Source organism: Streptomyces sp. NRRL B-1347, from assembly GCF_000720325.1.
Lineage (GTDB): Bacteria > Actinomycetota > Actinomycetes > Streptomycetales > Streptomycetaceae > Streptomyces.
The window spans coordinates 90392-103844 of sequence record NZ_JOJM01000058.1 but is presented as its reverse complement, the minus strand read 5'-3'; the positions used below and the strand labels follow the sequence as shown (position 1 = coordinate 103844).

At 73.4% G+C, this 13453-nt stretch carries 12 protein-coding genes; 9 read left to right on the top strand and 3 right to left on the bottom strand.

The window, feature by feature from the left end; genetic code table 11:
- The first annotated feature begins 31 nt into the window (after window positions 1-31).
- The 5 genes from IG74_RS0134480 (at window position 32) to IG74_RS0134460 (ending at window position 5618) form a co-directional block, all read left to right on the top strand.
- Entirely contained in the window at window positions 32-2674 is a 2643-nt protein-coding gene (locus IG74_RS0134480; protein ID WP_051855970.1) for a nitrate- and nitrite sensing domain-containing protein, read from the top strand.
- 125 nt (window positions 2675-2799) lie between these two features.
- Window positions 2800-3285 (top strand): roadblock/LC7 domain-containing protein, encoded by a 486-nt coding sequence (locus IG74_RS0134475; protein ID WP_030685315.1) that lies wholly within the window; start codon window positions 2800-2802, stop codon window positions 3283-3285.
- Entirely contained in the window at window positions 3285-3707 is a 423-nt protein-coding gene (locus tag IG74_RS0134470) for a DUF742 domain-containing protein (protein WP_030685313.1), read from the top strand. The genes IG74_RS0134475 and IG74_RS0134470 overlap by 1 nt, the downstream gene beginning before the upstream one ends.
- Window positions 3688-4320: a GTP-binding protein gene (locus IG74_RS0134465; RefSeq protein WP_030685311.1), complete on the top strand. Its 633-nt coding sequence runs from the start codon at window positions 3688-3690 to the stop codon at window positions 4318-4320. The genes IG74_RS0134470 and IG74_RS0134465 overlap by 20 nt, the downstream gene beginning before the upstream one ends.
- A 62-nt stretch (window positions 4321-4382) precedes the next feature.
- On the top strand, window positions 4383-5618 hold the full coding sequence (locus IG74_RS0134460; protein WP_030685309.1) for a styrene monooxygenase/indole monooxygenase family protein: 1236 nt from the start codon (window positions 4383-4385) through the stop codon (window positions 5616-5618).
- Here IG74_RS0134460 and IG74_RS0134455 read toward each other — a convergent pair.
- A complete protein-coding gene (locus tag IG74_RS0134455) occupies window positions 5615-6751 on the bottom strand; it encodes a ferritin-like domain-containing protein (protein ID WP_030685307.1) in 1137 nt (378 codons plus the stop codon). The two genes, IG74_RS0134460 and IG74_RS0134455, sit on opposite strands and share 4 nt — an antisense overlap.
- Before the next feature lie 229 nt (window positions 6752-6980).
- Between IG74_RS0134455 and IG74_RS0134450 the strand changes: the two genes are divergently transcribed.
- From IG74_RS0134450 to IG74_RS0134435, 4 genes are all read left to right on the top strand, one after another.
- Window positions 6981-7919: an AurF N-oxygenase family protein gene (locus IG74_RS0134450; protein WP_030685304.1), complete on the top strand. Its 939-nt coding sequence runs from the start codon at window positions 6981-6983 to the stop codon at window positions 7917-7919.
- 138 nt (window positions 7920-8057) lie between these two features.
- On the top strand, window positions 8058-8777 hold the full coding sequence (locus tag IG74_RS0134445; protein WP_030685302.1) for a TetR/AcrR family transcriptional regulator: 720 nt from the start codon (window positions 8058-8060) through the stop codon (window positions 8775-8777).
- Between the two features lie 46 nt (window positions 8778-8823).
- Complete coding sequence (locus IG74_RS0134440) at window positions 8824-9126, top strand: hypothetical protein (protein WP_030685300.1); 303 nt, start codon at window positions 8824-8826, stop codon at window positions 9124-9126.
- A 221-nt stretch (window positions 9127-9347) separates the two neighbouring features.
- Complete coding sequence (locus IG74_RS0134435; protein WP_030685297.1) at window positions 9348-10496, top strand: C40 family peptidase; 1149 nt, start codon at window positions 9348-9350, stop codon at window positions 10494-10496.
- Between the two features lie 88 nt (window positions 10497-10584).
- On the opposite strand, the gene IG74_RS0134430 is transcribed toward IG74_RS0134435, so the two are convergent.
- Both IG74_RS0134430 and IG74_RS0134425 read right to left on the bottom strand, forming a co-directional pair.
- Window positions 10585-12042 (bottom strand): penicillin-binding transpeptidase domain-containing protein, encoded by a 1458-nt coding sequence (locus tag IG74_RS0134430; protein WP_030685295.1) that lies wholly within the window; start codon window positions 12040-12042, stop codon window positions 10585-10587.
- A complete protein-coding gene (locus tag IG74_RS0134425) occupies window positions 12039-13397 on the bottom strand; it encodes an FtsW/RodA/SpoVE family cell cycle protein (protein WP_234334543.1) in 1359 nt (452 codons plus the stop codon). Before IG74_RS0134425 ends, IG74_RS0134430 begins: the two co-directional genes overlap by 4 nt.
- Between the last annotated feature and the right edge of the window lie 56 nt (window positions 13398-13453).

Sequence of the window (13453 nt, the reverse complement as noted above, 5' to 3'; positions counted from 1 at the left end):
GCCCCCCAAGGCCCGCGTCCGCAACCGCCTCATCGTGGCCGTCGCGGTGGTCGCCGCCGCCGTCGCCGGTGCCGGGGCGCCCGCGATCATCGCCGCGTCCGGGGACCTCAACGACTCGCAGAGCCTGGTCACGCTCTCCGAGCTCACCCAGCAGGCCATCACGCTCAGCCACTCGCTGGCCGACGAGCGCGACGAGGTCACCGCCTACATCGCCGCAGGACGCCCCGACGGCAAGGGCCTGTCGGAGAGCCGCAGCGCCCGCGTGGACCGGCGGATCGAGGAGCTGCGCGAGGCCGCGGCCGACGCGAACACCAACAGCTCCGTCACGGCCGGGCTCCGCGGCGACCTCGCGGAGCTCGCCACCGTGCGGCGCTCCGCGCTCACCGGCACGAGCAGCGCCCTCGACGCCCACAAGGCGTACGCGAAGGCCATCGGCGAACTCCACGCCCTCACCCGCGAGCTGGCCGAGAAGCTGCCGCCGCGCGCGGGCTCCGGCGGCTACGCGCTCGCCGACCTCGACCACGCCGTCGACCAGGCGGGCGGCGCGCGGGGCCTGCTCCTCGCCGCCCTGTCCGTGCCCCGCCCGGCCGCCACCGGCACCACCCTCGACCCGGTCACGGGCCTGCCCACGTCCGGGACCGACGAGGCGGACGCCGAGGCCGGGCGCCGCGACGACCTCAGCACCGCCGCCCAGGAGGCGCACGTCCGCGAGCTCGCCGCGCTCGCCGACTTCCAGGACGCCGCGCCCGCCAGGAGCCGCGCCACCTACGAGTCGACGGTCACCGGCTCCGACGTGACCACCGCCGAGCAGTACCTGGACCGGCTCACCGACGAGCGCAGGCTGTCCGCCGCCGACCGGCGCCTCGACCGGGACAAGGTCAACACCGCCCTCTCCGCCCGCATAGAGGCCATGCGCGGCGCCGAGAACGCGCTCGCATCCGCCCGTACGAAGAGCCTCGCGGAGCTGCGTGACGACGATGTCACCGCCCTGGAGATCAGGGTGGCGCTCGTCGGCGCGCTGCTGCTCCTCGCCGTCGGCGTCGCCATGGCGACGGCCCGCTCGCTCACCCGCCCGCTCGCCGTACTGCGCCTCGGCGCGGCCCGGGTCGCGGCGGCGCCCGGCACGGCGGAACCGGTGCGGTTCACCGGCCGCGACGACGAGTTCGCCGCCGTCGTACGGTCCGTCAACGCGCTGCACGGCCACGCCGTAGCCCTCCAGGAGCGCCTCGGCACGCTCGAAGCCGACCGCAAGCACCTCATCGGCCGGCGCCAGACGATGGCCGACGCCCGCCAGGCGATGGCCGACGAGCGCGACGCGCTGCGCGCCGAACTCGCCGACGCCGCCACGAACCTGGACCGGGTGCGGCGCGGCATCCAGGGCACGTTCGTGAACCTCGCGCTGCGCACGCTCGGCCTCGTCGAGCGCCAGCTCGCCGTCATCGAGAACCTGGAGGAGCGCGAGCAGGACCCCGACCGGCTCGCCACCCTCTTCAAGCTCGACCACCTCGCCACCGTCACCCGCCGCCACAGCGAGAACCTCCTCGTCCTCGCGGGCGCCGACCACGGCCACCAGCACGCGGGCCCGGTGCCGCTCGTCGACGTCGTCCGCGCCGCTGTCAGCGAGATCGAGCGGTACGAGCGCGTCCGCATCGCCACGCTGCCGCCGCACTCCCACATCGCCGGGTTCGCCGCGGACGACATCAGCCACCTGGTGGCGGAGCTCCTGGAGAACGCGACGTCGTTCTCGCCGCCCGACTCCTCCGTCGAGGTGTCCGGCTGGCTCCTGGAGAACGGCGAGGTGATGCTCTCCGTGCAGGACGACGGCATCGGCGCGAGCGTGGAGCGGCTGCGGGAGCTGAACGCGCGGCTCGCCGAGTACTCCGCGTTCTCCCCCGAGGACGCGTATGAGCCCGAGAACGGCGACGAACTCGGGCTCGGCCTGTACGTGGTGGCCCGGCTCGCGGCCCGGCACGGGGCGCGGGTGCGCCTTCGCGAGCAGAAGCAGGGCGGTGTGGCCGCCGTCGTGGTGCTGCCCGACGCCATACTCACCGAGCCGCCCGCCGCCGTGGCCCCGATGCCGGAGCCGCCCGCGACCGAGCCGCCCGCGACGGAGCCGCCCGCGGCCGAGCCGCCCGTGATCGAGCCGTCCGTGGCCGTTCCCGCCGCCCGGGACGGAGGACCGGCCGTCTCCCTGCCCAGCGCCGAGGCGGAGGCGGACTCCGCCGTGCCGCCGACGCGTTCGGAGGAGCGGGACCCCCTGATCGCGGCCGCCGAGACCACCATGGAACTCCTGGTGCCGACGCTCGGGACCGACCATCCCGACGAGCCGTCGGCGCGCCCGGAGCCCGACACATCAGATGCATCGGATACATCCGATACGTCCGATGCGTTCGGTACGTCCGACGCGCCCGACACGCCAGAGGCCGAGCCCCAGGTCTTCACCGCCAAGGGCCTGCCCAAGCGGACCCCGAGGGTCAGCCCGATCGCCGGGGGACTCGCGCCCCGGCCCCGCCCCGCCGGAGTCGACGCCGAGGAACTGCGGCGCAGGCTCGGCGGGTTCCAGCAGGGGGCCAGGAGCGGGCGGCGCGACGTGGCGGCCGAGCTCGCCGGGGCGGTGGACACAGCAGGGACCGCAGATGTTCCGGGGGACCCAGTCGAGGAGGCAAGCAGTTGACTGCGCCCATGCGCACGCCCGGTTCTTCCGCCCAGACCACGAAACCCGAGGAGTCCGCGAAACCCAGGCAGCCCGACGAGGCCGCACGCCCCGCGCCGACCGGGCCCACCGCAGAGGCCGGGCCCATCGCCGAGGCCGGCCCCACCGTGCACGGCCTCAGCAGCGAGGCCCGCAATCTGCACTGGCTCCTGACGAACCTCGTCGAGGAGGTCACCGGCATCCTCTCGGTGGCGGTCGTCTCGTCCGACGGCCTCCTGCTGCTGTCCTCCGACCCCGCCCGCAACGCCGAGCGCCGCCCCGCCCACCGCCCCACCGGGCCCAGGGGATCGAGCGCGGACCTCGCCACCATCGTCTCCGGGCTCGGCAGCCTCACCCTCGGCGCCGCGCAGCTCATGGACGGCGGAACGGTCAAGCAGACCGTCGTCGCCATGGCCGAGGGCAGCCTCTTCGTGATGGCGATCAGCGACGGCTCGCTGCTCGGGGTGCACGCCACGCCCGACTGCGACATGACCGTCGTGGCGTACCACATGGCGCTCTTCGTCGGCAGGGCCGGGCACGTCCTGACGCCCGAACTCCGCAGCGAGCTGCGGCAGTCGATGGAGAACGCCTGATGAGCGCGGGCGCGGCGGCGCCCCGCCTGCCGGTGCGCGGCGCCGACCGGAAGCCCGCGCGGGTGCGCCCGTACTCGCTCACCGGCGGCCGCACCCGCTTCGGACACGTCCTGCTCGTGGAGACGTTCGTGGCCGCCCAGCCCGCGCTCGAAGCGGCCGAGGAGCGGCGCGAGCTGGGGCAGGGCGATCCGCTGAGCGCCCGGGTGATGCCGGAGCTGCGGGCCATCGTGGAGCTCTGCCGCAGGATGCGTACGGTCGCGGAGATCTCGGCGCTGCTGAAGATACCGCTCGGCGTGGTCCGCGTACTGCTCAGCGACCTCGCCGACCAGGGAAGGATCCGCGTGTACGGGACGGGCCACGGCCCGGGGCGGCCGGACCGCGCACTGCTGGAAAGGGTGCTGCATGGGCTCCGCGGCATCTGACACCCGCGTCCAGGAGCTGCTCGACGGCGAAGAGGGCGTACAGGCCTGGCAACTGGACCGCACGCGCGCGCCGATCGCCACGAAGATCGTGGTCGCGGGCGGTTTCGGCGTCGGCAAGACGACGCTCGTCTCGGCCGTCTCCGAGATCACGCCCCTGAAGACGGAGGCGCTGATGACGCAGGCCAGCGCCGACACCGACGATCTGAGCGCGACCCCGGGCAAGACCACGACCACGGTCGCCATGGACTTCGGCCGCATCACGCTGGCCGACGACCTCGTCCTGTACCTGTTCGGCACGCCGGGCCAGCAGCGCTTCTGGTTCATGTGGGACGACCTGGTGCGCGGCGCGATCGGCGCGGTCGTCCTGGCCGACACCCGGCGGCTCACCGACTGCTTCCCCGCGCTCGACTACTTCGAGAGCTGCGGCCTTCCGTACGTCGTGGCGGTCAACCACTTCGAGGGCACCGAGCGGTACGAGGCGGAGGACGTCCGCGAGGCGCTCACCGTGGCCGACCGGATACCCGTTCTGATCATGGACGCGCGGCAGCGGCCTTCCGTGATCGAATCGCTGCTCGCCCTGGTGGGCCACGCGCTGGACGAAACGCCCGAGTGACGGCTCGGGCGTGCCCGCGCCCGAGCGCCCGCCGAGTTCCCGGAAGTGGTGGAAGGACCCGTATGCGGAAGATACTCATCGTCGGAGCCGGTCAGTCCGGTCTCCAGCTCGCGCTCGGACTCCAGTCGCGGGGGTACGAGGTCACGCTGATGTCCAACCGCACGGCGGACGAGATCCGGTCCGGCCGGGTCATGTCGACACAGTGCATGTTCCACACCGCCCTCCAGCACGAGCGCGACCTGGGGCTCAACTTCTGGGAGTCCCAGGCCCCGGACATCGAGGGCGTCGGCGTCTCCGTCGCCGGGCCCGGCTCCGCCCGCGTCATCGACTGGGTCGGCCGGCTCGACGGCCATGCGCAGTCCGTCGACCAGCGCGTGAAGATGGCCGGGTGGATGGAGACGTTCGCCCAGCGCGGCGGCCAGCTCGTCATCCACGGCGCGGCCGTCGGCGACCTCGACTACTTCTCGCGCGCCTACGACCTGGTCTTGGTGTCGGCGGGCAAGGGCGAGCTGGTGTCGATGTTCGAGCGGGACCCGGAGCGGTCGCCGTACGCCGCGCCGCAGCGGGCGCTCGCCGTCGCCTACGTCCACGGGCTCGGGCCGCGCCCCGAGCACCCCGAGTTCGACGCGGTCCGCTGCAATCTGGTGCCGGGCGTCGGCGAGCTGTTCGTGATGCCGACGCTCACCACGTCCGGGCGGGCGGACATCCTCTTCTGGGAGGGCGTGCCGGGCGGTCCCCTCGACGTCTTCCAGGGCGTGAAGGACCCCGACGAGCACCTCTCGCTCACGCTCGGACTCCTGGAGGAGTTCCTGCCCTGGGAGTACGCGCGCGCCACGAAGGCCGAGCTGACCGACGCGGGCGGCACGCTCGCCGGGCGGTACGCCCCCACCGTCCGCAAGCCCGTCGGGCGGCTGCCCGGCGGGGGCCTCGTCCTCGGCGTCGCCGACGTGGTCGTCGCGAACGACCCGATCACCGGGCAGGGCTCCAACTCCGCGTCCAAGTGCGCGGCGTCGTATCTGTCCGCCATCGTGGAGCACGGGGACCGGCCCTTCGACGAGGCCTGGATGCGGGCGACGTTCGAGCGGTACTGGGCGACCGCGCGGCACGCCACGAAGTGGACCAACGCGATGCTCGCGCCCCCACCGGAGCACGTGCTCACCCTCCTCGGGGCGGCGGGCGACCTCAAGCCGGTGGCCGACCGCTTCGCCAACGGCTTCAACGATCCTGCGGACTTCGAGGACTACTTCTACGAGGCCGCGCGCGCGGAGGCGTACCTGGCGGAGGTGGCTTCCGCCTAGGCCCCCGCTCCTCGAACGCCGGAGGGGCTGGTCGTGGCCCCTTCGGCGATCGCGGCCTCCACCTCGGCCACCCTTTGCTGCTCCTCCGCGGCGAAGCGCTCCGCGTCCAGTTTCTCCGCGATCTCCTCGTCCTGGGCCATCAGAAGGTCCAGGTTCGAGTCGCCCATCTCGAAGACGCCCATGTCGACGTACGCCCGCTGGAGGCGTTCGCCCCACAGGCCGATGTCCTTGACGCAGGGGACGATCCGGCTGAACAGCAGCTGGCGGAAGAGCTGGAGGTACTCGGAGCGCTCGCTGAGCTCCTCGGCCTCCCGCTTGGGGATGCCGAAGTTCTCCAGGACCTCCACGCCCCGCAGCCGGTCCCGCATCAGGTAGCAGCCCTCGATGACGAACTCCTCGCGCTCGCGCAGCTCCGCGTCGCCGAGCTGCCGGTAGTAGTCGCGCAGGGCCATGCGGCCGAAGGCCACGTGCCGGGCCTCGTCCTGCATGACGTAGGCGAGGATCTGCTTCGGCAGCGGCTTGTCCGTGGTGTCGCGGATCATGCCGAACGCGGCGAGGGCGAGGCCCTCGATGAGGACCTGCATGCCCAGGTACGGCATGTCCCAGCGGGAGTCGCGCAGGGTGTCGCCGAGCAGCCCCTGGAGGTTGTCGTTGACCGGGTAGAGCATGCCGATCTTCTCGTGCAGGAAGCGGCCGTAAACCTCGGCGTGCCGGGCCTCGTCCATGGTCTGGGTGGCGGAGTAGAACTTGGCGTCCAGGTCGGGGACGGACTCCACGATGCGGGCCGCGCACACCATGGCCCCCTGCTCGCCGTGCAGGAACTGGCTGAACTGCCAGGAGGCGTAGTGCTTGCGCAGCTCACCGCGCTCGCGCTCGTTCATCAGGTCCCAGTGCCGGGTGCCGTACAGGGTCATGGCCTCGTCGGGGGTGCCGAGCGGGTCGAGGGGGTCCACCTCCAGGTCCCAGTCGATGCGCTTGGCGCCGTCCCACTGCTTGTCCTTGCCCTTCTGGTACAGGTTCAGGAGGCGCTCGCGGCCTTCGCCGTACTCCCAGCTGAAGCGGGCGGCCCCAGTGGCGGGGACCTGCCAGGTGAGGTCCTGCTGACCCTTGACGTACAGATCGCGAGTGGACACGGACGGCTCCTCACGGGTCTCGGCGGCCCCTTGGTCTCCGCAACCGCCGCGAAATGGTGGCTGGTTGGCAGGCTCACACGGTGGTAGACGAGCGGTCAACAAGTTGCGCGCAAGGGATTGACGGTCTTGCTGACAAGCAGTCTTATAAGAGGTGACCGCCGGTAACCCGTCCCGGACGGCACCGGAAAGCCCCCGGACAGCAACAGCCCCCCGAAGCGCAGGAGACCTCATGACGACCGTGACCGAAGACGGCGAGCTCACCGGTCTGCGGGACGCGCTCGGCCTGCTCAAGGACCGCGAACAAGTGGCCGTACGGCTCCTTGAGTCCTCCGCCAAGCACTCCTTCGACCCGGACAGGGAGCTCGACTGGGACGCCCCCGTCGAGGACGGCAAGTGGTTCTGGCCGCCGGAGCTCGTCTCGCTCTACGACACCCCGATGTGGCGGCGGATGTCCGAGGAGCAGCGCTTCGACCTCGCCCGGCACGAGGCGGCCTCGCTCGCGTCCCTCGGCATCTGGTTCGAGATCATCCTGATGCAGCTGCTCGTGCGGCACATCTACGACAAGTCCGTGACCAGCGCGCACGTACGGTACGCGCTCACCGAGATAGCCGACGAGTGCCGCCACTCGATGATGTTCGCCCGCATGATCCAGAAGGGCGGCGCGCCCACGTACCCCGTGACGCGGCTCAACCACAACCTCGCCCGCGTCCTGAAGACCGTCTCGACCACGCCCGGTTCGTTCGCCTGCACGCTGCTCGGCGAGGAGATCCTCGACTGGATGCAGCGCCTGACGTTCCCGGACGAGCGCGTGCAGACCATCGTGCGCGGCGTGACCCGCATCCACGTCGTGGAGGAGGCCCGGCACGTCCGCTACGCGCGCGAGGAGCTGCGCCGCCAGATGGTGACCGCCCCGCGCTGGGAGCGCGAGCTCACCCGGCTCAGCTGCGGCGAGGCCGCCCGCGTCTTCTCCATCGCCTTCGTCAACCCGCAGGTCTACACGGACGTGGGCCTCGACCGCCGCGAGGCCGTCGCCCAGGTCAAGGCGAGCGGCCACCGCCGCGAGGTCATGCAGAGCGGGGCGAAGCGCCTCACCGACTTCCTGGACGACATCGGGGTGTTGCGGGGCCCGGGCCGCAGGCTGTGGAAGTCATCGGGGCTGCTCGCCTGATGGTGCTGTGGGACAGCGCCCCGAAGGGGCGCGGGGCTGTGTCGATGTGCGGCTCCGCCGCGCGGGCGCGACCAGCCACGGCGAATCCGCAGGTGACGGAAGGCCCATTGGTACGACAACCCGGTTACCCTGCGGGGCATGACCACTACCCGTGCGTACCGGCGCCTCAGCGTCGAGGCGCGGCGCAGCCAGCTCCTCGACGCCGCCCTCTCGCTGTTCGCGCACCGTGCGCCCGAAGAGGTCTCGCTCGACGACGTGGCGGAGGCGGCCGGGGTCTCGCGCCCCCTGGTCTACCGCTACTTCCCCGGCGGCAAACAGCAGTTGTACGAGGCCGCGCTGCGGTCGGCCGCCGACGACCTGGAGCAGTGCTTCGCCGAGCCCCAGGACGGGCCGCTCACCCAGCGCCTGGCCCGGGCCGTCGACCGGTACCTGGCGTTCGTCGACGAGCACGACGCCGGGTTCAGCGCACTGCTCCAGGGCGGCAGCGTGGTGGAGACCTCCCGCACGACCGCCATCGTGGACGAGGTGCGGCGCTCCGCCGTCACGCACATCCTCGCCCACATGGACCTCGCCGAGCCGGCCGGGCCGCGGCTGCGCACCACCGTGCGGATGTGGGTCACCGCGGTGGAGGCGGCCTCGCTGATCTGGCTCGACGAGGACAAGCGGCCGCCGCTCGACGAGCTGCGGGAGCTCCTCGTCGAGCAGTTCGTGGCCCAGGTCGCGGCCACCGCGGGGCGCGACCCGCAGACCGCGGACGTGGTGCGCCGCGCCCTCGCCCTGGAGAGCCCCGAGGGGCCGGTGGGCGAGCTGGTCCGCCGGGTCCTTCCGGTGGTGGCGGAGGCCGCGCACCTGCTGTGACGGGCGTGACGGGCGCCGGGGCGGCGGGGTGACGGACACTGGGGCCGTGAAGAGTGAAGACACCCCCTTCGTGGGCGGCCCCCTGGACGGCCGCGTGCTCCCGGTCCTGCTCGGGCCGACCGGTCATCCGCCGAAGGTGTACCGGGTCCCGGTGCCGGACGACGCGGGGGGCGAGCCCACGGTGCTCGTCTACCGGCGGGTGGCCGCCGAGACCGCGAAGCGGTTCGGGCTGCACCCGGGCTGGCGGTACGAGTACGACCCCGACGCGGACCCCCGCGGCGGCGGCCTGCGCGACCTGAAGTGGCCCTGGTCCAAGCCGGGCCCTCCGGCCGGGCGGGGGAGCGACTGAGCCCCGGCGACCCCCCATCGCGCTGCGCGCTCGTCCTCAATCGCCGGACGGGCTCGATCTTGCTGCGCCGCCGTCGGCCGTGTGCAACTGGACGCGCCGTGCGCCCCTGGTACGAGTGACCTCGTTGCGCCAACCGCCCACCGCCGGGAGGCGGGGCCCGGGCGGCGGCCGGATGCTCGCGGTGCGCGGTGGAAGGCCCGTCGCGCACCGGAGGTGATGACGTGTCAGGAAGGCTGCTGCGCTGGGCCTGCGCGGGCTCCGCGCTCTCCGCACTGGTGGCGCCCCTGCCCTCGCCGCCACCGGCCCACGCCGCCCCGAGCCCCGCGCCCGCCCCCGGCGAACGCTCCGTGGCCACCCTCCTGACGGACCTTCAGCGCCTGTACCGCCGGGCCGAGGAGTCCACCGAGACGTACAACGCGACCGGCGAGGAGCTGACGGACCAGCGCCGCCGGGTCGCCGACCTCGACCGCCGCCTCGCCGCGGCCCGGACCGCCGCGCGCGACGGCCGCGGCGCCGCGGGCCGCCTGGCGCGCCAGCAGTACCAGAACAACAGCGTGGAGATCTCCTCGTACGTCCGGCTGCTGCTCGCCCGCAGCCCGCGGGGCGCCCTCGACCAGCGCCATGTGCTGCGCCGCGCCGCGGCCGACCGGGCCGCGGCCGTCACCCGCCTCGCCGACGGCGAGAAGCGGGCCGACGACCTCGCCCGCGCCGCCCGGCGGGCCCTGGCCGCGCAGGAGTCCCTCGCCCGGCGCCAGGAGCGGGCCCGCGACGGCGTACGGAAGCGGCTGCGCGAGGTCGAGGAGCTGCTCGCCTCGCTCAGCGCCGAGGAGCTGGCCGCGGTCGGCCGGGCCGAGCGGGCGGGCGCGGACGCCGCCCAGCGCGAGCTCGTCGGGTCCGGGGCGCTCGGGGCGCCGGGCGCCCGGCGGGCCCCTTCGGCCAAGGGGGAGCGGGCCGTGCGGTACGCCGTCGCGCAGATCGGGAAGCCGTACGAGTGGGGCGCCGAGGGGCCCGCGGCGTTCGACTGCTCCGGGCTCACCCAGCGGGCCTGGGGCGCGGGCGGCCGGGAGATCCCGCGGACCAGCCAGGAGCAGTGGGCGCGGCTGCCGCGGGTGCCGCTGCGGCAGCTGCGGCCGGGGGACCTGGTGGTGTACTTCCCGAAGGCCACGCACATCGCGCTGTACCTGGGGGACGGGCTCGTGGTGCACGCGCCCCGGCCCGGCGCGAAGGTGAAGGTCTCCCCGCTGGCGGCGAACCCCCTCCTCGGCGCGGTACGCCCCGACCGGGGCGCGGCACCGGTGCCCGGCTACCGTCCACCGCGCCTGCCCGCGGGGGCCCGGGCGGGAGCGGACACTGGGGTGAGTGCCCCGTAGGGGCGCGGGGCTCTGTCGATTTGCGGCTCCGCCGCGCGGGCGCGACCAGCCACGATGCACCCGCAGAGGACAGACGGCAGCAAAGCCCTCAGCCGGAGAGCGCGGCCTCCATCACGGCCCGGGCGACAGGGGCGGCGCTGCCCCCGCCGCTGATGTCCGCGCGGGACGCGGCCGCGTCCTCGACGACCACCGCCACGGCCACCGACGGCTCCCCGTCCCCCGGCTTCTGCGCCCACGAGATGAACCAGGCGTACGGCGTACCGGAGTTGCCGAGGCCGTGCTGGGCGGTGCCGGTCTTGCCGCCCACGGTCACCCCGGGGATCGCCGCGTTCGTGCCGGTGCCCTGCTCGACGACCTCCGTCATCAGCTCCCGCAGGCGCAGCGCCGTGCCCGGCCCCATGGCCTGGTGGAGCGTGCGCGTCGGCGTCGAGTCCACGGTCGTCCCGGATCCGGTCGTCGTCCGCTCCACGAGGTACGGCGCCTTGACGAAGCCGCCGTTGGCGACGGCCGCCGCCACCATCGCCATCTGGAGCGGCGTGGCCCGGGTGTCGTACTGGCCGATGGCCGAGAGCGCGAGCTGTGCCCGGTCCATCGACGTGTCGAAGGTGCTGGCGGCCACCGTCGACGGCACCTTGACCCCGGGGTCGTTGAAGCCGAACTTCCCGGCCGTCTCCACCATCGCGCCGAGCCCCGTGTCGGCGCCCAGCTTGGCGAACACGGTGTTGCACGACCACCGGAAGGCGTACCGCAGACTGGCGTCGGCGCAGCCGGTGACCTCGTTCGAAAGGCGCGTCGAGGTGCCGGGGAGCGTGAACGGATCGGGGGAGTCCGTCGGCGCGTCCACGTCGGTGATCTCGCCCGCGTCGAGCGCGGCCGCCGCCGTGACCACCTTGAACGTCGAACCGGGCGGATACGTCTGGCGCAGCGCGCGGTTCAGCATCGGCTTGTCGGGGTCGCCGTTGAGCCGGGCCCAGGAGTCCACCACCGAGCGGCCGGTGCCGGACAGCCGCTCGGGGTCGTACGACGGCGTGGAGACGAGCGCGAGGATCCTGCCGGTGGCCGGTTCGAGCGCGGCCACGGCGCCCTTCTTGCCGTCGAGCCCGGCGTACGCGGCCCGCTGCACCGCGGCCTTCACGGTGGTGACGACGTCGCCGCCGGGGCTCCGCGAGCGGGTGAGGTCGTGCCACAGCGGCAGCGGCGCGAGCATCGGGTCTGTGCCGGAGAGCACGGCGTCCTCGGCGTGCTCCAGGAACGTCGTGCCGTACACCTGCGAGGCGAAGCCCGTCACCGGCGCGTACAGCGGTCCCTTCGTGTACGTCCGCTCGTGGCGCAGCTGCTCGCCGGTGTCCTTGGAGCCGGTGACCGGGCGGCCGTCCACCAGGATGTCGCCGCGGGCCGCGGCGAAGCGCTCGATGTCCCGGCGGCGGTTGGCGGGGTTGTCGTCGTAGTCCTGGGCGTCGAAGACCTGCACGCGGGTGGCGTTCACGAGCAGGGCCACGAGCAGCAGCAGGCAGAAGGCCGCGGCGTGGCGGATGTACCGGGTCACGTGGACGCCTCCTGGTGCGGCCGGTCCCCGGGGGAGTCCCCGTCGGCGTGGGCACGGGCGTGGGCGCGGGCCGAGTCGCTCAGGCGGATGAGCAGCGCCACGATGATCCAGTTGGTGACGACGGACGAGCCGCCCTGCGCGAGGAACGGCATCGCCATGCCGGTGAGCGGGATGAGCCCGGTCACGCCGCCCGCGATCACGAACACCTGGAGCGCCACGATCGAGGCGAGCCCGATCGCGAGGAGCCGCCCGAAGGGGTCGCGCAGGGCGAGCCCGGTGCGGTAGCCGCGCTCCACGAGCAGCGCGTACAGGAGGAAGATCGCCGTGAGCCCGGCGAGGCCCAGCTCCTCGCCCGCCGTCGCCAGGATGAAGTCCGACTTCGCGGCGAAGCCGATGAGGATGGAGTGGCCGAGCCCGAGCCCGGTGCCGAGCAGCCCGCCCGCGGCGAACGCGAAGAGCGACTGGGCGAGTTGGTTGGGCCCCCGCCCGGCCTCGATGGACGCGAAGGGGTGCAGCCAGTCCGCGACGCGGCTGTGCACGTGCGGTTCGAGGGAGCCGACCGCGTAGGCGCCCGCCGCCGCGAGCAGCAGCCCGACGGCGATCCAGCCGGTGCGGCCGGTGGCGACGTACAGCAGGACCACGAAGAGGCCGAAGAAGAGCAGCGAGGTGCCCAGGTCCCGCTCCAGGACCAGGACGCCGACGCTCAGCAGCCAGATCGCCACCACCGGGCCGAGCACCCGGCCGGTGGGAAGCTGCACGAACTTCCACAGCGTGCGCCCGGTGGTGGCGAGGGCGGTGCGGTTGGCCGCGAGATAGCTGGCGAAGAACACCGCGAGCAGGATCTTCGCGAACTCGCCCGGCTGGATGGAGAAGCCCCCGAGCCGGATCCAGATGCGGGCGCCGTTCACGGCCGGGAAGAAGATCGGCACGATCATCAGCACCAGCGCCGTGACGACGGAGAGGTACGCGTAGCGCCGCAGCAGCCGGTGGTCGCGCAGCAGGACCACGACCGCGACGCACAGGCCGACGCCGATGGTGGACCAGACGAGCTGGGTGGGCGCGGCCCGGTCGCCGGGCGTCTCCAGGTCCAGCCGGTAGATGAGGACGAGCCCGAGGCCGTTGAGGAGCACGGCGATCGGCAGCAGCAGCGGGTCGGCGTACGGGGCCCGCAGCCGCACCGCCAGATGGGCGAGGAGCGCGAGCACTCCCAACCCGGCGCCGTAGCCGGCGGCGCCGGGCGGGACGGAGCCGGTCCTGGCCAGGCCCACGTCGCAGTAGCCGTAGACCGAGAGCAGGACGGCGACGACGATCAGGGCGAGTTCGGTGCCCCGGCGTCGCGGGACGCGGACCTCCATGACCGGAACGTAGCAAGCTCCGGGCTTAATGTCCGGTTATGCCCCGCCTGGGCTCC